This window comes from Pseudomonas sp. NY15356, from assembly GCF_048068175.1.
GTDB lineage: Bacteria > Pseudomonadota > Gammaproteobacteria > Pseudomonadales > Pseudomonadaceae > Aquipseudomonas > Aquipseudomonas putida_K.
This window is the reverse complement of sequence record NZ_JBLUPW010000017.1, coordinates 80,613-98,934: the sequence shown is the minus strand read 5'-3', so window position 1 is coordinate 98,934 and position 18,322 is coordinate 80,613. Positions and strand designations below refer to the sequence as shown.

General features: G+C 56.8%; 14 protein-coding genes and 4 pseudogenes. 6 read left to right on the top strand and 12 right to left on the bottom strand.

What is annotated here, in order from left to right; translation table 11 throughout:
• Positions 1–329 precede the first annotated feature (329 nt).
• The 4 genes and pseudogenes from ACNFCI_RS15210 to ACNFCI_RS15195 all read right to left on the bottom strand — a co-directional run bounded on the left by ACNFCI_RS15210 (position 330) and on the right by ACNFCI_RS15195 (position 3,093).
• Positions 330–830, bottom strand: coding sequence for a GNAT family N-acetyltransferase (locus tag ACNFCI_RS15210; RefSeq protein WP_000376623.1), 501 nt, complete (start codon positions 828–830; stop codon positions 330–332).
• A 127-nt stretch (positions 831–957) separates the two neighbouring features.
• Positions 958–1,797, bottom strand: coding sequence for a sulfonamide-resistant dihydropteroate synthase Sul1 (sul1, locus tag ACNFCI_RS15205; RefSeq protein ID WP_000259031.1), 840 nt, complete (start codon positions 1,795–1,797; stop codon positions 958–960).
• On the bottom strand, positions 1,791–2,138 hold the full coding sequence (locus ACNFCI_RS15200; RefSeq protein WP_000679427.1) for a quaternary ammonium compound efflux SMR transporter QacE delta 1: 348 nt from the start codon (positions 2,136–2,138) through the stop codon (positions 1,791–1,793). The genes sul1 and ACNFCI_RS15200 overlap by 7 nt, the downstream gene beginning before the upstream one ends.
• A gap of 116 nt (positions 2,139–2,254) precedes the next feature.
• Positions 2,255–3,093: pseudogene (locus ACNFCI_RS15195) on the bottom strand (AadA family aminoglycoside 3''-O-nucleotidyltransferase).
• A 145-nt stretch (positions 3,094–3,238) separates the two neighbouring features.
• Here ACNFCI_RS15195 and intI1 point away from each other — a divergent pair.
• Positions 3,239–4,036 (top strand): annotated as a pseudogene (gene intI1, locus ACNFCI_RS15190) (class 1 integron integrase IntI1); the annotation flags it as partial.
• Positions 4,037–4,088: 52 nt separating this feature from the next.
• On the opposite strand, the gene ACNFCI_RS15185 reads toward intI1, so the two are convergent.
• The 3 genes from ACNFCI_RS15185 to tetR(C) all read right to left on the bottom strand — a co-directional run bounded on the left by ACNFCI_RS15185 (position 4,089) and on the right by tetR(C) (position 6,285).
• The gene (locus ACNFCI_RS15185) at positions 4,089–4,793 is read right to left on the bottom strand and encodes an IS6-like element IS26 family transposase (protein WP_001067855.1); all 705 of its coding nucleotides are present in this window, start codon (positions 4,791–4,793) and stop codon (positions 4,089–4,091) included.
• Positions 4,794–5,324: 531 nt separating this feature from the next.
• A complete protein-coding gene (locus ACNFCI_RS15180; RefSeq protein WP_061342203.1) occupies positions 5,325–5,639 on the bottom strand; it encodes a helix-turn-helix domain-containing protein in 315 nt (104 codons plus the stop codon).
• Positions 5,626–6,285: a tetracycline resistance transcriptional repressor TetR(C) gene (tetR(C), locus tag ACNFCI_RS15175; RefSeq protein ID WP_001038045.1), complete on the bottom strand. Its 660-nt coding sequence runs from the start codon at positions 6,283–6,285 to the stop codon at positions 5,626–5,628. Before tetR(C) ends, ACNFCI_RS15180 begins: the two co-directional genes overlap by 14 nt.
• A gap of 92 nt (positions 6,286–6,377) precedes the next feature.
• Between tetR(C) and tet(C) the strand changes: the two genes are divergently transcribed.
• Entirely contained in the window at positions 6,378–7,568 is a 1,191-nt protein-coding gene (gene tet(C), locus ACNFCI_RS15170) for a tetracycline efflux MFS transporter Tet(C) (RefSeq protein WP_001297013.1), read from the top strand.
• Between the two features lie 91 nt (positions 7,569–7,659).
• Here the strand turns inward: tet(C) and ACNFCI_RS15165 are convergent.
• Positions 7,660–7,749 (bottom strand): annotated as a pseudogene (locus ACNFCI_RS15165) (type VI secretion protein); the annotation flags it as partial.
• A 268-nt stretch (positions 7,750–8,017) separates the two neighbouring features.
• Here ACNFCI_RS15165 and ACNFCI_RS15160 point away from each other — a divergent pair.
• Positions 8,018–8,296 carry a tyrosine-type recombinase/integrase gene (locus tag ACNFCI_RS15160; protein WP_000015696.1) on the top strand — a complete coding sequence of 93 codons (279 nt, stop codon included), beginning with the start codon at positions 8,018–8,020 and terminating at the stop codon, positions 8,294–8,296.
• A gap of 357 nt (positions 8,297–8,653) precedes the next feature.
• Here the strand turns inward: ACNFCI_RS15160 and ACNFCI_RS15155 are convergent, their stop codons facing one another.
• Positions 8,654–9,358 (bottom strand): IS6-like element IS26 family transposase, encoded by a 705-nt coding sequence (locus tag ACNFCI_RS15155; protein ID WP_001067855.1) that lies wholly within the window; start codon positions 9,356–9,358, stop codon positions 8,654–8,656.
• 65 nt (positions 9,359–9,423) lie between these two features.
• On the opposite strand from ACNFCI_RS15155, the pseudogene ACNFCI_RS15150 reads away from it, so the two are divergent.
• The 3 genes and pseudogenes from ACNFCI_RS15150 to ACNFCI_RS15140 all read left to right on the top strand — a co-directional run.
• Positions 9,424–9,645: pseudogene (locus ACNFCI_RS15150) on the top strand (tyrosine-type recombinase/integrase); the annotation flags it as partial.
• Between the two features lie 270 nt (positions 9,646–9,915).
• Entirely contained in the window at positions 9,916–10,491 is a 576-nt protein-coding gene (locus ACNFCI_RS15145; RefSeq protein WP_274119153.1) for a recombinase family protein, read from the top strand.
• Between the two features lie 260 nt (positions 10,492–10,751).
• Positions 10,752–11,453, top strand: a complete 702-nt coding sequence (locus tag ACNFCI_RS15140; protein WP_061551370.1) for a hypothetical protein — start codon at positions 10,752–10,754, stop codon at positions 11,451–11,453.
• 144 nt (positions 11,454–11,597) lie between these two features.
• Here ACNFCI_RS15140 and ACNFCI_RS15135 read toward each other — a convergent pair whose 3' ends face one another.
• From ACNFCI_RS15135 to ACNFCI_RS15125, 3 genes are all read right to left on the bottom strand, one after another.
• The gene (locus ACNFCI_RS15135; protein WP_274119154.1) at positions 11,598–12,653 is read right to left on the bottom strand and encodes an AAA family ATPase; all 1,056 of its coding nucleotides are present in this window, start codon (positions 12,651–12,653) and stop codon (positions 11,598–11,600) included.
• A complete protein-coding gene (locus ACNFCI_RS15130) occupies positions 12,653–12,862 on the bottom strand; it encodes a helix-turn-helix transcriptional regulator (RefSeq protein WP_256207019.1) in 210 nt (69 codons plus the stop codon). The genes ACNFCI_RS15135 and ACNFCI_RS15130 overlap by 1 nt, the downstream gene beginning before the upstream one ends.
• A 487-nt stretch (positions 12,863–13,349) precedes the next feature.
• Positions 13,350–18,251 (bottom strand): DEAD/DEAH box helicase, encoded by a 4,902-nt coding sequence (locus ACNFCI_RS15125; RefSeq protein ID WP_274119155.1) that lies wholly within the window; start codon positions 18,249–18,251, stop codon positions 13,350–13,352.
• Between the last annotated feature and the right edge of the window lie 71 nt (positions 18,252–18,322).

Sequence of the window (18,322 nt, the reverse complement as noted above, 5' to 3'; positions counted from 1 at the left end):
AATGACATTTGGTATCTCTCATAAACGGATGTTTTTGAGAGAACTATCTTCGGCCTTCACACGCACGAAAGGCGGCGAAGCTCCGCCGTTAATCCGTCCGCCGGAGATCTCGCCCAGGCAGGCTGAAGGCCGAGCAAGCCTGACAGGCCCGAAAAGCCCGGCACGGGCGTCGGCGGCGATGACGGCGGCGGCATTATCCAGGGTTGATGATGGAAGTGGAGGATATCGACAACCTCTCGCGCAACCAAGACATCGCGGTCGGACTGCAAGTGATCTTGAAGCCACGGGCCCGTCCCACCCCGACATGGACCTCGATGCCCGAACGGACGTTAGATTTCGAGTTCTAGGCGTTCTGCGATGAAGGTTGGATCCCAGCCGGGATTGAAAGTGTCGACGTGGGTGAATCCGAGCCGCTCGTATAGGCCACGCAGGTTCGGGTGGCAGTCGAGCCGCAGCTTGGCGCACCCCTGCGTTCGCGCGGCATGGCGGCAAGCCTCGATCAGCGCGGAGCTGACACCCCGGCCCGCATGTGTCCGTCGCACCGCGAGCTTGTGCAGATATGCGGCCTCCCCCTTGAGGGCGTCGGGCCAGAACTCGGGATCCTCGGCCGACAAGGTGCAACAGCCGACGATGCCGTCGCTGCAACTCGCGACTAGGAGCTCGGATCTCAGGACGAAGGTCTCCGCGAATGTCCGGTCGATCCGCGCGACGTCCCAGGCGGGCGTTCCCTTGGCGGACATCCACGCCGCAGCGTCGTGCATCAGCCGCACAACCTCGTCGATATCACCCGAGCAGGCGACCCGAACGTTCGGAGGCTCCTCGCTGTCCATTCGCTCCCCTGGCGCGGTATGAACCGCCGCCTCATAGTGCAGTTTGATCCTGACGAGCCCAGCATGTCTGCGCCCACCTTCGCGGAACCTGACCAGGGTCCGCTAGCGGGCGGCCGGAAGGTGAATGCTAGGCATGATCTAACCCTCGGTCTCTGGCGTCGCGACTGCGAAATTTCGCGAGGGTTTCCGAGAAGGTGATTGCGCTTCGCAGATCTCCAGGCGCGTGGGTGCGGACGTAGTCAGCGCCATTGCCGATCGCGTGAAGTTCCGCCGCAAGGCTCGCTGGACCCAGATCCTTTACAGGAAGGCCAACGGTGGCGCCCAAGAAGGATTTCCGCGACACCGAGACCAATAGCGGAAGCCCCAACGCCGACTTCAGCTTTTGAAGGTTCGACAGCACGTGCAGCGATGTTTCCGGTGCGGGGCTCAAGAAAAATCCCATCCCCGGATCGAGGATGAGCCGGTCGGCAGCGACCCCGCTCCGTCGCAAGGCGGAAACCCGCGCCTCGAAGAACCGCACAATCTCGTCGAGCGCGTCTTCGGGTCGAAGGTGACCGGTGCGGGTGGCGATGCCATCCCGCTGCGCTGAGTGCATAACCACCAGCCTGCAGTCCGCCTCAGCAATATCGGGATAGAGCGCAGGGTCAGGAAATCCTTGGATATCGTTCAGGTAGCCCACGCCGCGCTTGAGCGCATAGCGCTGGGTTTCCGGTTGGAAGCTGTCGATTGAAACACGGTGCATCTGATCGGACAGGGCGTCTAAGAGCGGCGCAATACGTCTGATCTCATCGGCCGGCGATACAGGCCTCGCGTCCGGATGGCTGGCGGCCGGTCCGACATCCACGACGTCTGATCCGACTCGCAGCATTTCGATCGCCGCGGTGACAGCGCCGGCGGGGTCTAGCCGCCGGCTCTCATCGAAGAAGGAGTCCTCGGTGAGATTCAGAATGCCGAACACCGTCACCATGGCGTCGGCCTCCGCAGCGACTTCCACGATGGGGATCGGGCGAGCAAAAAGGCAGCAATTATGAGCCCCATACCTACAAAGCCCCACGCATCAAGCTTTTGCCCATGAAGCAACCAGGCAATGGCTGTAATTATGACGACGCCGAGTCCCGACCAGACTGCATAAGCAACACCGACAGGGATGGATTTCAGAACCAGAGAAAGAAAATAAAATGCGATGCCATAACCGATTATGACAACGGCGGAAGGGGCAAGCTTAGTAAAGCCCTCGCTAGATTTTAATGCGGATGTTGCGATTACTTCGCCAACTATTGCGATAACAAGAAAAAGCCAGCCTTTCATGATATATCTCCCAATTTGTGTAGGGCTTATTATGCACGCTTAAAAATAATAAAAGCAGACTTGACCTGATAGTTTGGCTGTGAGCAATTATGTGCTTAGTGCATCTAACGCCGGAGTTAAGCCGCCGCGCGTAGCGCGGTCGGCTTGAACGAATTGTTAGACATCATTTACCAACTGACTTGATGATCTCGCCTTTCACAAAGCGAATAAATTCTTCCAAGTGATCTGCGCGTGAGGCCAAGTGATCTTCTTTTTGTCCCAGATAAGCTTGCTTAGCTTCAAGTAAGACGGGCTGATACTGGGCAGGTAGGCGTTTTATTGCCCAGTCGGCAGCGACATCCTTCGGCGCGATTTTGCCGGTTATTGCGCTGTACCAAATGCGGGACAACGTAAGCACTACATTTCGCTCATCGCCGGCCCAGTCGGGCTGCGAGTTCCATAGCTTCAAGGTTTCCCTCAGCGCCTCGAATAGATCCTGTTCAGGAACCGGGTCAAAGAATTCCTCCGCTGCCGGACCTACCAAGGCAACGCTATGTTCTCTTGCTTTTGTAAGCAGGATAGCTAGATCAATGTCGATCATGGCTGGCTCGAAGATACCCGCAAGAATGTCATTGCGCTGCCATTCTCCAAATTGCAGCTCGCGCTTAGCCGGATAACGCCACGGGATGATGTCGTCATGCACGACAAGGGTGACTTCTATAGCGCGGAGCGTCTCGCTCTCGCCAGGGAAAGCCGAAGCCTCCATAAGGTCATTGAGCAATGCTCGCCGCGTCGTTTCATCAAGCTTTACGGCCACAGTAACCAACAAATCAATATCGCTGTATGGCTTCAGGCCGCCATCCACTGCGGAGCCGTACAAATGCACGGCCAGCAACGTTGATTCCAGATGGCGCTCAATGACGCTTAGCACCTCTGATAGTTGGTTCGAAATTTCGATGGTCACCGCTACCCTCATGATGTCTAACTTTGTTTTAGGGCGACTGCCCTGCTGCGTAACATCGTTGCTGCTCCATAACATCAAACATCGACCCACGGCGTAACGCGCTTGCTGCTTGGATGCCCGAGGCATAGACTGTACAAAAAAACAGTCATAACAAGCCATGAAAACCGCCACTGCGCCGTTACCACCGCTGCGTTCGGTCAAGGTTCTGGACCAGTTGCGTGAGCGCATACGCTACTTGCATTACAGTTTACGAACCGAACAGGCTTATGTCCACTGGGTTCGTGCCTTCATCCGTTTCCACGGTGTGCGTCACCCGGCAACCTTGGGCAGCAGCGAAGTCGAGGCATTTCTGTCCTGGCTGGCGAACGAGCGCAAGGTTTCGGTCTCCACGCATCGTCAGGCATTGGCGGCCTTGCTGTTCTTCTACGGCAAGGTGCTGTGCACGGATCTGCCCTGGCTTCAGGAGATCGGAAGACCTCGGCCGTCGCGGCGCTTGCCGGTGGTGCTGACCCCGGATGAAGTGGTTCGCATCCTCGGTTTTCTGGAAGGCGAGCATCGTTTGTTCGCCCAGCTTCTGTATGGAACGGGCATGCGGATCAGTGAGGGTTTGCAACTGCGGGTCAAGGATCTGGATTTCGATCACGGCACGATCATCGTGCGGGAGGGCAAGGGCTCCAAGGATCGGGCCTTGATGTTACCCGAGAGCTTGGCACCCAGCCTGCGCGAGCAGCTGTCGCGTGCACGGGCATGGTGGCTGAAGGACCAGGCCGAGGGCCGCAGCGGCGTTGCGCTTCCCGACGCCCTTGAGCGGAAGTATCCGCGCGCCGGGCATTCCTGGCCGTGGTTCTGGGTTTTTGCGCAGCACACGCATTCGACCGATCCACGGAGCGGTGTCGTGCGTCGCCATCACATGTATGACCAGACCTTTCAGCGCGCCTTCAAACGTGCCGTAGAAGGCACTGTTGCAAAGTTAGCGATGAGGCAGCCTTTTGTCTTATTCAAAGGCCTTACATTTCAAAAACTCTGCTTACCAGGCGCATTTCGCCCAGGGGATCACCATAATAAAATGCTGAGGCCTGGCCTTTGCGTAGTGCACGCATCACCTCAATACCTTTGATGGTGGCGTAAGCCGTCTTCATGGATTTAAATCCCAGCGTGGCGCCGATTATCCGTTTCAGTTTGCCATGATCGCATTCAATCACGTTGTTCCGGTACTTAATCTGTCGGTGTTCAACGTCAGACGGGCACCGGCCTTCGCGTTTGAGCAGAGCAAGCGCGCGACCATAGGCGGGCGCTTTATCCGTGTTGATGAATCGCGGGATCTGCCACTTCTTCACGTTGTTGAGGATTTTACCCAGAAACCGGTATGCAGCTTTGCTGTTACGACGGGAGGAGAGATAAAAATCGACAGTGCGGCCCCGGCTGTCGACGGCCCGGTACAGATACGCCCAGCGGCCATTGACCTTCACGTAGGTTTCATCCATGTGCCACGGGCAAAGATCGGAAGGGTTACGCCAGTACCAGCGCAGCCGTTTTTCCATTTCAGGCGCATAACGCTGAACCCAGCGGTAAATCGTGGAGTGATCGACATTCACTCCGCGTTCAGCCAGCATCTCCTGCAGCTCACGGTAACTGATGCCGTATTTGCAGTACCAGCGTACGGCCCACAGAATGATGTCACGCTGAAAATGCCGGCCTTTGAATGGGTTCATGTGCAGCTCCATCAGCAAAAGGGGATGATAAGTTTATCACCACCGACTATTTGCAACAGTGCCCATAGGCTTCATCAGCGCCTGACTGGCGAGCACGATTCCGGCCCTAGCCGCAGGATCGCGCAGGACGACCTAGTTACGAACCAGGCCGAGTGTTCCTGACATCCATCGGCACCATAGTTCTGCTTATCCGGCACGCGCGCGTCAGGGGTGTGGTGAACTACAAAGCAGACCCGTTGAGGTTATCAGTTCGATGCACAATCAGCAGCGCATAAAATATGCACAAGAACAGGAGCACCCTTCGCATTAAGCTGTGGTGGTAACAAGTAGTGCCGGGCTACCATCAGCGAGCATGATGCGCTCCCACAGCATTCGCCTTGGCAGTATGGAAGTTCCTCGCTCCAGTTCGGGCCGGTATCCACCTCGAGTGACCCCAGCCGCCCCTCATGCCAACCGAGCCCATTAAGCGCAGAGTCGGCCGCAACTATCTCGGGGACGCATAAACACGCAGCGATTTACCAAGGAGTTCGGCTAGGTCAATCCGCAATTCCCTTTGCCTGGCCGGAGATGCCGCGAGCAAACAATGTGTCCGGTCGCTACCAGATGGACTTTGTGGGCGGAGGATTGCACCAGACGCTTCAGCGCAGCGTCGTACGATGAATCGGAAGGCCCGGTAAGCAATTGAAGAACCGCTGACCACCTCCCATCCGACAATGCAAGGGTGCCCCGCTCCCAGCGCGACACGGTTGCCTGATCCACACCCATTAATTCAGCTAGGTGACTTTGCTTCATATGACGAAGCAACCGCGCCCTCCGCACCTGCCGCCCCCTGTCATTCGTCAACATTCTTCAGCACCTCAATGTCGTTCGTAGTGAGCCTCATTTTTTCAAGACCGCCGATGATGAGAGCCAGGCCTCGCTCGAATGCCGCGTCCGGACCGCCTTCGTAGACGATTTTCATCGCGCTCTGTAGGCGCGCCGGCATCGTAGACGCTGAGGTGGTCAACTGATCTTCGCCCCGCTCCTCGGCGTCTGCCTCGCTAGCTTGCTGCTCAAGAACAGCGCCGACGGTGAAGTAGCTGATTGCCATCAACGCATAGGTCGCGTCACCTGCCGAAAAGCCAGCATCGCAAAGGAAGCGAAGCTGCGCGTCGGCTTTTTCCATCTGCGGCGCGGCTGGCCGCGTCCCGGCATGAATACGCGCGCCATCGCGATAAGCGAGCAACGCCCGTCGAAAACTGCATGCATTGCCCTTCAGGAACGAACGCCAGTCGTCGTCATCCCTTGGCGTCGAATGCGTGTGATTTATCGTCAGCATGGCTTCGGCAAGTGCGTCGAGCAACGCACGCTTGTTCTTGAAATGCCAGTAGAGCGCTGGCTGTTGCACCCCGAGGCGCTCAGCCAGTCGGCGCGTCGTTAGACCTTCCATGCCCACGTCGTTAAGCAGTTCGAGCGCGGTTCGGATCACGGCCTCGCGTTGGAGCTTGTTCATTCGCGAATTCTCATGTTTGACAGCTTATCATCGATAAGCTTTAATGCGGTAGTTTATCACAGTTAAATTGCTAACGCAGTCAGGCACCGTGTATGAAATCTAACAATGCGCTCATCGTCATCCTCGGCACCGTCACCCTGGATGCTGTAGGCATAGGCTTGGTTATGCCGGTACTGCCGGGCCTCTTGCGGGATATCGTCCATTCCGACAGCATCGCCAGTCACTATGGCGTGCTGCTAGCGCTATATGCGTTGATGCAATTTCTATGCGCACCCGTTCTCGGAGCACTGTCCGACCGCTTTGGCCGCCGCCCAGTCCTGCTCGCTTCGCTACTTGGAGCCACTATCGACTACGCGATCATGGCGACCACACCCGTCCTGTGGATCCTCTACGCCGGACGCATCGTGGCCGGCATCACCGGCGCCACAGGTGCGGTTGCTGGCGCCTATATCGCCGACATCACCGATGGGGAAGATCGGGCTCGCCACTTCGGGCTCATGAGCGCTTGTTTCGGCGTGGGTATGGTGGCAGGCCCCGTGGCCGGGGGACTGTTGGGCGCCATCTCCTTGCATGCACCATTCCTTGCGGCGGCGGTGCTCAACGGCCTCAACCTACTACTGGGCTGCTTCCTAATGCAGGAGTCGCATAAGGGAGAGCGTCGACCGATGCCCTTGAGAGCCTTCAACCCAGTCAGCTCCTTCCGGTGGGCGCGGGGCATGACTATCGTCGCCGCACTTATGACTGTCTTCTTTATCATGCAACTCGTAGGACAGGTGCCGGCAGCGCTCTGGGTCATTTTCGGCGAGGACCGCTTTCGCTGGAGCGCGACGATGATCGGCCTGTCGCTTGCGGTATTCGGAATCTTGCACGCCCTCGCTCAAGCCTTCGTCACTGGTCCCGCCACCAAACGTTTCGGCGAGAAGCAGGCCATTATCGCCGGCATGGCGGCCGACGCGCTGGGCTACGTCTTGCTGGCGTTCGCGACGCGAGGCTGGATGGCCTTCCCCATTATGATTCTTCTCGCTTCCGGCGGCATCGGGATGCCCGCGTTGCAGGCCATGCTGTCCAGGCAGGTAGATGACGACCATCAGGGACAGCTTCAAGGATCGCTCGCGGCTCTTACCAGCCTAACTTCGATCATTGGACCGCTGATCGTCACGGCGATTTATGCCGCCTCGGCGAGCACATGGAACGGGTTGGCATGGATTGTAGGCGCCGCCCTATACCTTGTCTGCCTCCCCGCGTTGCGTCGCGGTGCATGGAGCCGGGCCACCTCGACCTGAATGGAAGCCGGCGGCACCTCGCTAACGGATTCACCACTCCAAGAATTGGAGCCAATCAATTCTTGCGGAGAACTGTGAATGCGCAAACCAACCCTTGGCAGAACATATCCATCGCGTCCGCCATCTCCAGCAGCCGCACGCGGCGCATCTCGGGCAGCGTTGGGTCCTGGCCACGGGTGCGCATGATCGTGCTCCTGTCGTTGAGGACCCGGCTAGGCTGGCGGGGTTGCCTTACTGGTTAGCAGAATGAATCACCGATACGCGAGCGAACGTGAAGCGACTGCTGCTGCAAAACGTCTGCGACCTGAGCAACAACATGAATGGTCTTCGGTTTCCGTGTTTCGTAAAGTCTGGAAACGCGGAAGTCCCCTACGTGCTGCTGAAGTTGCCCGCAACAGAGAGTGGAACCAACCGGTGATACCACGATACTATGACTGAGAGTCAACGCCATGAGCGGCCTCATTTCTTATTCTGAGTTACAACAGTCCGCACCGCTGCCGGTAGCTATTGACTATCCGGCTGCACTAGCCCTGCGTCAGATGGCTCTGATCCAAGGCAAACTGCCAAAATATCTGCTGGCACCGGAAGTCAGCGCCCTGCACCATTATGTTCCGGATCTGCATCGCAGGATGCTGCTGGCTACCCTGTGGAACACCTACATCTGTATTAACGAAGCGCTGGCATTGACCCTGAGTGATTTTTCTCTGGTGCCGCCTTATCACTGTTGAAGGCCACCGCTCATCACGCGTTTGCTGACATTGAGCCCTGCCGGCCGATCGGCCTGAGACTCTCAGCACAGGAGACGGCGGGTGACGAGCGTATACTTTTTCGACGCTTGGTTGCGGTCGCGCTAGGCGTGGCCGCCGACGAACCCGCTGGTGTCGCCCTTGCGGAGCAGCGCAAGGCGGACCTTGCCACGACATCCCCTCGCCCGCCGATCGTCTAAATTCGTCGAGGTTAAGAAATTCCCGCTCCGGCGAGGCCATCACCATCACCGGCGTCAGGTAGTGGACATGGCAGCAGCGCACGCAGGGGCACTGTTGCAAAGTTAGCGATGAGGCAGCCTTTTGTCTTATTCAAAGGCCTTACATTTCAAAAACTCTGCTTACCAGGCGCATTTCGCCCAGGGGATCACCATAATAAAATGCTGAGGCCTGGCCTTTGCGTAGTGCACGCATCACCTCAATACCTTTGATGGTGGCGTAAGCCGTCTTCATGGATTTAAATCCCAGCGTGGCGCCGATTATCCGTTTCAGTTTGCCATGATCGCATTCAATCACGTTGTTCCGGTACTTAATCTGTCGGTGTTCAACGTCAGACGGGCACCGGCCTTCGCGTTTGAGCAGAGCAAGCGCGCGACCATAGGCGGGCGCTTTATCCGTGTTGATGAATCGCGGGATCTGCCACTTCTTCACGTTGTTGAGGATTTTACCCAGAAACCGGTATGCAGCTTTGCTGTTACGACGGGAGGAGAGATAAAAATCGACAGTGCGGCCCCGGCTGTCGACGGCCCGGTACAGATACGCCCAGCGGCCATTGACCTTCACGTAGGTTTCATCCATGTGCCACGGGCAAAGATCGGAAGGGTTACGCCAGTACCAGCGCAGCCGTTTTTCCATTTCAGGCGCATAACGCTGAACCCAGCGGTAAATCGTGGAGTGATCGACATTCACTCCGCGTTCAGCCAGCATCTCCTGCAGCTCACGGTAACTGATGCCGTATTTGCAGTACCAGCGTACGGCCCACAGAATGATGTCACGCTGAAAATGCCGGCCTTTGAATGGGTTCATGTGCAGCTCCATCAGCAAAAGGGGATGATAAGTTTATCACCACCGACTATTTGCAACAGTGCCCCGTAGAACAAGCAGGCATCACGAAGCCCGCCACACCGCACACCCTCCGCCACTCGTTCGCGACGGCCTTGCTCCGCAGCGGTTACGACATTCGAACCGTGCAGGATCTGCTCGGCCATTCCGACGTCTCTACGACGATGATTTACACGCATGTGCTGAAAGTTGGCGGTGCCGGAGTGCGCTCACCGCTTGATGCGCTGCCGCCCCTCACTAGTGAGAGGTAGGGCAGCGCAAGTCAATCCTGGCGGATTCACTACCCCTGCGCGAAGGCCATCGGTGCCGCATCGAACGGCCGGTTGCGGAAAGTCCTCCCTGCGTCCGCTGATGGCCGGCAGCAGCCCGTCGTTGCCTGATGGATCCAACCCCTCCGCTGCTATAGTGCAGTCGGCTTCTGACGTTCAGTGCAGCCGTCTTCTGAAAACGACACTTTTGAACTTGGGATTTACCGCTTTCCTGTCACTTTTCCTGTACCGAAATCAGTGTGAGAAAAACGTATGGGAAAGCGGATTGGGTATGCCCGAGTGTCGACTGATGATCAGAACCTCGACCTGCAGCGAGATGCACTTGCTCTGGCTGGGTGCTCAACAGTCTACGAGGAGACCATGAGCGGCAAGTCGGCGGACAGGCCGGAGCTTGGGCATTGCCTAACAGCTCTGCGTAGTGGTGACACTCTGGTTGTCTGGCGACTGGACCGTCTCGGTCGTTCTCTGCCTGACTTGGTTGGGATTGTCAGTAGCTTGGAGCGGGAAGGGGTGGCCTTCGAATCCATGACCGAACGAATCGAAACCACCAGCGCTGCCGGTAAGCTGATCTTTCACGTGTTCGCTGCCCTGGCGGAGTTCGAGCGCAACCTCATTCGAGAGCGAACTCGCGCAGGGCTGGCTGCGGCTCGTGCCCGTGGGAGAAACGGTGGACGCAAGCCTGCGCTGGATGATCGTCAGGTACGTGAGATACGAGCTCTTCTCAGAGATCCTGAGATACAGGTGACCGATGTTGCCCGACGGTATGGCGTTTCTCGAACAACGCTTTACCGCTACGTCGGTTCGCAGAAATCATCTGCGGTCGTTTAAGTGGTGGTGGTATTTTCCGCTGAAGTTGCCCAGATAATTTTGGGCGCTATGACCTGGCAGGCAAGTGACGGATGTCTCCGGCGCACTACGTGTGCCGGACTACCACTGAATAAAAATAGGGAGTTTTCATGTCGGTGTATTTTTCTGTGAAGGGATGCGTTGGTACCTTGCTGTTGGTTGCGCTAGTTGGGTGCTCCAGTACCCCGAGGGTCACGTTGCCAGAACCTAAAAATGTTCCTCGCGAGAAATGGTCCGATGCCATGCTGGTTCTGGAAGCCATGCGCATCGATGGTCAGCGCGATATTCCAAGGGAAATGGTCGGGAACGAGGTAAATAACTTGAGCGCGCTGGGGACTTCGGGAGGCTCTGGAGGTCTGGCGACGGCAGGTTTGGGATACGTGTCACCTCCAACTGGTTTTAGCAGCGCAGGAGCAGCCTCTCTTGGCGTCGGGTTGTTCTTGCTGGGTGGTGGCAGCGCTGGCCCTGTCTATCATTACCAGGTTGCTGCGTGGGTGCCTGAGGAACTCGCGTCTAACCCAAAGGAGGCATCTGCGTTGGTCAGGTTGGCCTGGCTGGATGCGAGAGAAAAATACTTCGGTGGGAAAATCTCAAAGTTGCGTCATGAGCCGGCTAAGTACGCTGACGGATCAGGCAAGAAATACGACAGGCTTGCAGATTTGGCTGCTGGGAACCCTGCACCGTTCGACGCTCCGGCGAGCGCTGCGCCAGCATTCATTTCGGCCGAGAAAGCCTACGGCCCGATTTTCCTGACCGATCCCTCAGGCGAACTATTTGCTGACGCTAGCAGAGCTGATAAGGACGGCATGGATGCGCTGGCGGGTATTGCTCGTCACCTGCCCGAATGGATCTATGCATACTACCCTGGACGGAATTGGCCTAAGGACTTCCGACCTGCCGCTATTTACAACAAGAACGGCAATCTCTATTTCATTGGGAAGTAGTTCGTGGTCGACCTGTGCGCCTGGCATGCTGGGGTTTTATCTGCGGAATCAGTCATACAAACTCTCTCGCGAGTCGAAGGCGTTCAATAAAAACGAAGATGCTCAACACGAGTATTGAGCACCTTCGACGTGCGTTGAGCGCCTTCAGGGAGCGGTGGGAAGCTCCCATGCCCATCCGCCCTGCATACCTGTTTTGTGTGAACGTATACCTAGCTGTTTCTGGGCTCTGCGAAGTGACGCCGAAGAAATGCAACGTTCTTCAGCTAAAGCCATCAACGCATTGATTGCAACAGGCCCAGCTTGCAACGTCTCCTCAAGAAAGCTACGCGCTTCTTGAGTAGCTGATGCGGGTCTGGCGTCACCCGCTTGCTCGATCGCAGCGAGAATGGCTTCAGCGCTACCATCGATGGCCTCTCCCCATCGGATGCAGGTTGTCTCCAACTGCTCGTCTATAACGATGGGCTCAACGAAATACTCGATTCCTCCGTTATCAATCGAAACGTTGGACTTGGCTCGGACAAGCACCCTGGCTTCTGAATTTTGATCCTTCTCTGCCACCAGTACAGTGCGAGCGAGCGCGGAGAATGCCTGGCTGCCGATTACACGATTAGCGGCGGAGGACTGGGCCGTACCTTTGCTCAGGTGAGATATGCCGAGGACAGCGCAACAATGCCGCTCTGCAAAATCCACTACCATTTGTAGCCCTTGCCGAACCTCGTTTGCTCGGTGCATATCTCCACGAATAAGATTGATCAGTGGATCGAAAATCAGCAATGAAACGCCGTCAATACGTGCGGCTGCCTCATTCAAAAGGGCAAAGTTGGCTGCAGGATCAAACTGTCGCCTGTTCCCGCGCTGATCACTTAGCCCTTCGATTATGTGCACGCGGGTTAGGTCTGCATCTGCAGCCGTAAGGCGGGGAATGATCGTGTCAGCGATACCATCCTCGCCGCTCCAGATTACGATGTTGCCTGCTGCCTCACATTTGCTGCCGTCTGGCCAGTCACCACCTCTGCTGAGCGTGGCGGCCAGCGAGATTGCCAGCGTGGTTTTGCCGCATCCACCTGCACCGGCAAGAATGGATAACTTTGCCTTTGGCAGCCAGCCTGGCCAAATCCACTGGGTTTTTTCCGCTGGGATATCGACCGCTGCTGTGAGTTCTATCATCCAGCCCGGTTGTTGAGGTGTTCGGCGCTGCATTACAGCGCCTCCCTTTGCCGAATCCAAGCCTGGACTTCGCTATTACGCCAACCGACGCTGGAGCCGCACAAAAGGCGCTGTCGCGGGAAAAGGCCTTCCGAAATTTTCCGATAGATCGTTGAACGTTTTAGGCCGACGATTGCCTCGACATCGCGCAAACGAAGAATTTTGTCATCGTCGCTGACATCGTCAGGGTTGCTAACGTGCATTGACATAGGTTTGAGTCCTAGGTTCTGAAGCGTGGGGCAGCGTCCTCCGGCACTACTGCTAAAAAGGGTAAAAGACGGATATCGGCTGGCTACATAGCGAGCAGGGGCATTTGCCACACGCATAGGTATATGCGCGTTTCCGAGATTGATGTTCGGTAGCGTCGGAGGTCGTTGTGGGCTACAGAAGTTCTAGGGCCCTAAGGCTTCTAGTGGCAGAACGGACTGAGAATGTCCTCGCCAGATACGCAAATCAACCAATGGCAGTTGATGCGGCCCGTTCAGCGGATGCGAACGAGGCGAAAGTTTTTAACATCGTTACCAGGGCGACGTGGCGGACCGTTGCGGATCGATATGGATCGCTTGGGACGAACACTATTTAACATGAGAGTGCCGGGCTGGCAATCAGCAGGTGCTCTGCCTTGGTTGGGAAAGGGTGGCCCAACCAAGGCAATAGTTGACTGAGTGCTCAGCGTTTTATCGGACTCAACTAGTCATCTGTACCGATATCGAGTTTGGGCAATCCCTTGACGATTTTCTGGGTTTCCAAGCTCACGGTGACCACGCGCTGGAACAGCTCCAGAGGGTATTTGGGGTTGCCCATGGTTTCGGTTGCCCAGTCGTTGGCGTCGTTGACGATGCCGCTGGCTTTGTCGGTGCGCACGGCTTGGCGTTCCATTACCCAATCCAGCGCAGCTTTGCCGTTGACCACGTAATCCCAAGCCACCTCGGGGATGTCCTTGAGGGTGATACGGGGGTTATAGATGACTGTGGTTTTGTCGCCCTTCTTGGCGAACTTCATCTTCTCCACTCGGTAGTCGGCATCGGCCAGCGTGCCCTTGGCCTCGATGGTCAACGGGTACGGCTCGACAGTTTCGTAGTTCAGGTGGAGGTCAGCCAGGGCGCGGCCTGCTTTGCTGAAAGCCCAGAAGTCGGCGGGCTTCTTCACAGCCGGGATGCGCGGCAGCTCTTTGCTCAGGTTGTCGGCAAAGCGCTCGCGGTAGTCTGGGGAGTGCAGGATGCCGTAGACGTAGTAGAACAGGTCTTCTTTGCTGATCTGCTCGCCGGGGTAGGTGGTATTGAAGTGTGCAAGGCCGGCATCGGTGATGGCATCGCGCCGGCGCAGCCCGGCTTCAGTGGGCTCGGAAAAGAGATCTTTTTTCGAGGCCTGTGCGGTTTCGTCGTAGAGGTACAGGGGGAAGCACTGCGAACCCTCAATATCCACGAAGTGAAGGCTTGGTACATGGCGAGAAATCAAGGCGCTAAATGCAACCTTTTCACCTGTGGCAGAAACGCCGATCACCAAATTCTCAGCCACGGCATCGGGAAAAATGCGCGGCATCTGGTAAACCATCTCGTTGAGTCGACGGTTGAAGTACAACCATTGCTTGGTGAAAGGGCGATAAAGTGCAGTCACCAAGCAGTCGACCTCGAAGGCATAGCTGCGATCTTTGCCAAGATCCTGCTTCAGTGCGCGAGTCCAACTGATGCGTGTCGGATCGGTGTCAATAAATCCATCCACCTGAGCCTGACGGCCCTTGGTATCCAGCCCCGGATGCGCCGCATTGAAGCGCTTTACTTCAGCGTTGTAGAAACCAATCATGCCTTCCATATTGGTCGCTAATTTGGCTTTGCAGGAATTGAAGGCCCAAGCATCACGCTGAGTTTTCACGCCATTGGAGTAGTTGTCGAACAGTGTAAGTGCGCTTTTTTCGTCCTTTTCGCCCAATACAATGAACTGGTTAAAGCTGTCGTCACGCTGCTTAACCCAGTCCCCGTGCTCATCCGGGGTGATCGGCTGCCACTGCTCGATGCCGGCCACGCTGCTAAAGCCGGCGATCTTCTTCAGCTTTTCCTCACGGCTGAGGTAGTCGCCTATGTCGTTGAAATTAATCTGGCCATAAGCCTCTGCGTTAGGATTCTTGACCAATAGGGAGATGGCAATAGGCGCTCGACTACCCATGCCAAACACGTTGTCCTTTTCCTTCCGGCGTGTTTCACCTGATGTGCGGGCGTTCCCGCGCAGATGGAACACATACAGGCTGGAAAACTCATCAGTTAGGCACTTCCGCAGTCCGTCAGTAGTGCTGGCATCGACAAAGCCGGCGTTGGTAACAAAGCCGATGATCCCGGCATCACCGATACGATCGCTGGCCCATCGGATGGCGCGAATGTAGCTGTCATACAGCGAGTTCTTGTTGGTTGCTTCAGAACGCGCTCCGTATGTATCACGAATGCGTGCGTCCAATGATGGATAGGGCACATTGGCATTGTTGGCATTGGCATCTCCTTGACCAACCGAATACGGCGGATTACCCACAATCACCCGTATATCCAAATCCTTCTGGCGCTGACGCCGGGCGCTGTTGTCCTCCAGCAGCGCGCTTACCAAATCGTCCTTTTCGTACATCTGGAAGGTGTCGGTCAGGCAGATACCTTCAAACGGGGTGTATTCGTCAATCACTTCGCCGTGGTATGCCGCTTCGATATTGATGGCCGCGATGTAGTAGGCCAGCAGTACCAGCTCGTTGGCGTGAATCTCGTGTCTGTATTTGTGCGGCAGCTCGTCCGGCTTGATCAGGCCTGACTGGATCAGGCGGGTGATAAAGGTACCGGTGCCGGTGAACGGGTCAATGATGTGGACGCCCTTGCTGCCCAAGGTCTGGCTGAACTCCTGCTGCAGCAGGTGATTGACGCTGTGCAGAATAAAGTCCACGACCTCAACCGGGGTGTAAACGATCCCTAGGCGCTCAGTCATCTTGGGGAAGGCATTGCGGAAAAACTTGTCGTACAGCTCGACGATGATCTTCTGCTTGCCTTGGGCATTGTTGATGCCGGCAGCGCGTTGCCGCACGCTGGCGTAGAACTTATCTAGGGTATCGGCTTCCTTGGTCAGGTGATGTTCATGAAGCGCGTCCAGTACGCCTTGCATGGCCTTGGACATGGGGTTGTGGCTGGCGAAGCTGTACTCATCGAACAGCGCGTCGAACACTGGCTTGGTTACCAGGTGCTGGGCGAGCATTTCGACAATCTCGCCATCGCTGATGCTGTCGTTGAGGTCGTCGCGCAGCTCGGTGGCGAAGGCATTGAATGCGGTCTTTTCCTGGATGTTGGCAGGGTTCTCCAGGATGCCCTGAATGCGGTCGATATGGGTGCGGGCGATCTTGGCGATGTCGTTGGCCCAGTCTTCCCAGTGGTGGCGGTTGCCGCACTTGTCAACGATCTTGGCGTAGATGGCCTTCTCGATTTCCCCCACCTCATAGGCCAGCTCGGCCTGCTGGGTCATCTGACCCTCGACATCGTACTTAGCGCGTTTCTCACCAATGCCGTATTGGCCTTTGCCAGCCTGGCCGTTGCTCGTTCCGCTGTTTTTCTTGGTCTTTTTGTCGGCCTTGTCGGTGATGGCGATGACTTCCATCTTGCGCGGGTCAGAGCCGATCAGGTCGAGCTTGTTGACCATGGCGTCGAAGCTGTCGTCGTGCGAGCGCAGGGCCTGAAGCACCTGCCAGACAACTTTGTAGGTCTGGTTGTCATTGAGCGCTTCGTGGGGCTCCATGCCGGCCGGAATGACCACGGGCAGCACCACATAGCCACGCTTCTTACCCGGTGCGTTGCGCATTACCCGGCCAACGGATTGCACCACGTCCACCTGGGAATTACGCGGGGTGAGGAAGAGAACGGCGTCCAGCGCTGGTACGTCCACACCTTCAGACAGGCAACGTACGTTGCTGAGGATGCGGCAGGTATTGGCTGGCGGTTCTTCTTTGAGCCAGTTGAGCTTGGCTTCTTTGGCACTAGCATTCATGCCGCCATCGACGTGTGCGGCTTCGCAGATGATGCGTGAGTCCTCATCGATATTTTCGGAGTCTTGATAAGCTTCCACCACCGACTGGAACATGCTGGCGATGTTGATCGAGCTGACCTTGTGCTTGGTGCCCTTGTAATTGGGCGAGATGACCTGGCAGAAAGCTACAGCGCGCCTCATGGGCTGATCATCACCCACCAAGTTTTCGGCCAATCCCTGCTTGGCCAGCGCCTTCCAGCAACCGACTATCTTGGCGGCGTCGTCTACCTTGAGCTGGTTGTTCTCGTCCTTCAGCATCTCCTGAAGGCGGCGGCTGATTGTGCTTTCCTCGACGGTGAGTACTAGCACCTTGTAATCGGTGAGCAGGCCGCGCTGGACGGCCTCGGAGAAGTTGATGACGAACAGCTCTTTGCCGTAGAGCGCTTCGTCATCCATTGAGCACAGGGTGACTTCGCCGGACTCGGCCTTGAGCTTGGCGTTGTCACCGTAGATGCGCGGCGTGGCGGTCATGTACAGACGTTTGGTGGCGCGGATGTAGTCGGCATCATGAACGCGCACAAAGTTGCTTTCGTCATCGTCGCCAAAGGTGGCACCCGTGGTGCGGTGCGCTTCGTCGCAGATCACCAGATCGAAAGCGGCCAGGCCATGATCAGTCTGGGCACGGCTGATCACATCGATGGAGTGATAGGTGGAGAACACCACGCTCATGTGTTCGGCATCGTGACGCTTGAGCATTTCTGCCGCGAGGCGATCTGCCTTGGTAGTGGCCGGGTATCGCAGTTCATGGGTGAACACCTGAACCGCGTCATCCTCTGCTTTTCGCTTCTTGCCTACGTCACTGTCGGAGCAGACGGCAAAGCTGTGGAGCGGGGTGGCGCTTTCCTGCGTCCATTCGGTTAGGGTCTGCGATAGCAGCGACAGGCTAGGCACCAGGAACAGGACACGCTTACCCTTGCCGGCCTGCTGTTCGGCAATTTTCAAGCTGGTGAAGGTCTTGCCGGTGCCGCAGGCCATGATTAGCTTGCCGCGTTCGGCGTCCTTGAGGCCAGCGGCCACGGCATTCAACGCGGTTTGCTGGTGCTCGCGCAGCTGCTTTTTGGCCTTGAGAGCGACTGCCTGATTGGGCTGGTACTTGGCCCAGTCTATCTGGCTGTCTTCCAGGGCTTGCAGGTCGATTTTACTGACCGGAGGCTGCTGACCCTGCAACGCGTCCTCGGCGTGCTCGCTCCAGTTGTTGGTGGTGGCGACGATGACGCGGTGCGAGAACGGCGCCTTGCCCGAGGCGGTGAAGAAACTGTCTATGTCCTTCTTCTGGACTTTGTAGTCCTCGGCGTACAGCTTGCACTGGATAGCGTGGTACTCGCCGGTGCCCTGGGTGCGAGCCACTAAATCAACGCCCGCATCCTTGCCACTGAGGCTTTGTTCCTTCGCCCACTCCGCATACGTCCATACTTTGTCGTAAAGGTCGCGGTAGGTGGCTTCGTTGCGGAGGTAAGTGCAAATCAGCTCTTCGAAGTAAGTACCTTTTTCGCGTTCGGTGACAGAAGCGCTGCGGTAGGTATTCAGCAAAGCTGATAAGGCTGACATCGGTAGGAATTCCTTTTGGATTGCGTCTGGCGCATTACAGGCGCCAAATCGGCGCAGTTTAGCAATTCAGC

Coding starts and splice junctions, on each gene's coding strand:
- sul1 (WP_000259031.1), bottom strand. CDS start 1,797: ATGGTGACGGTGTTCGGCATTCTGAATCTCACCGAGGACTCCTTCTTC.
- ACNFCI_RS15145 (WP_274119153.1), top strand. CDS start 9,916: ATGGGAAAGCGGATTGGGTATGCCCGAGTGTCGACTGATGATCAGAAC.
- ACNFCI_RS15160 (WP_000015696.1), top strand. CDS start 8,018: ATGAGCGGCCTCATTTCTTATTCTGAGTTACAACAGTCCGCACCGCTG.
- ACNFCI_RS15125 (WP_274119155.1), bottom strand. CDS start 18,251: ATGTCAGCCTTATCAGCTTTGCTGAATACCTACCGCAGCGCTTCTGTC.
- ACNFCI_RS15130 (WP_256207019.1), bottom strand. CDS start 12,862: ATGCACGTTAGCAACCCTGACGATGTCAGCGACGATGACAAAATTCTT.
- ACNFCI_RS15135 (WP_274119154.1), bottom strand. CDS start 12,653: ATGCAGCGCCGAACACCTCAACAACCGGGCTGGATGATAGAACTCACA.
- ACNFCI_RS15140 (WP_061551370.1), top strand. CDS start 10,752: ATGCTGGTTCTGGAAGCCATGCGCATCGATGGTCAGCGCGATATTCCA.
- ACNFCI_RS15155 (WP_001067855.1), bottom strand. CDS start 9,358: ATGAACCCATTCAAAGGCCGGCATTTTCAGCGTGACATCATTCTGTGG.
- ACNFCI_RS15180 (WP_061342203.1), bottom strand. CDS start 5,639: ATGTTGACGAATGACAGGGGGCGGCAGGTGCGGAGGGCGCGGTTGCTT.
- ACNFCI_RS15210 (WP_000376623.1), bottom strand. CDS start 830: ATGGACAGCGAGGAGCCTCCGAACGTTCGGGTCGCCTGCTCGGGTGAT.
- ACNFCI_RS15200 (WP_000679427.1), bottom strand. CDS start 2,138: ATGAAAGGCTGGCTTTTTCTTGTTATCGCAATAGTTGGCGAAGTAATC.
- ACNFCI_RS15185 (WP_001067855.1), bottom strand. CDS start 4,793: ATGAACCCATTCAAAGGCCGGCATTTTCAGCGTGACATCATTCTGTGG.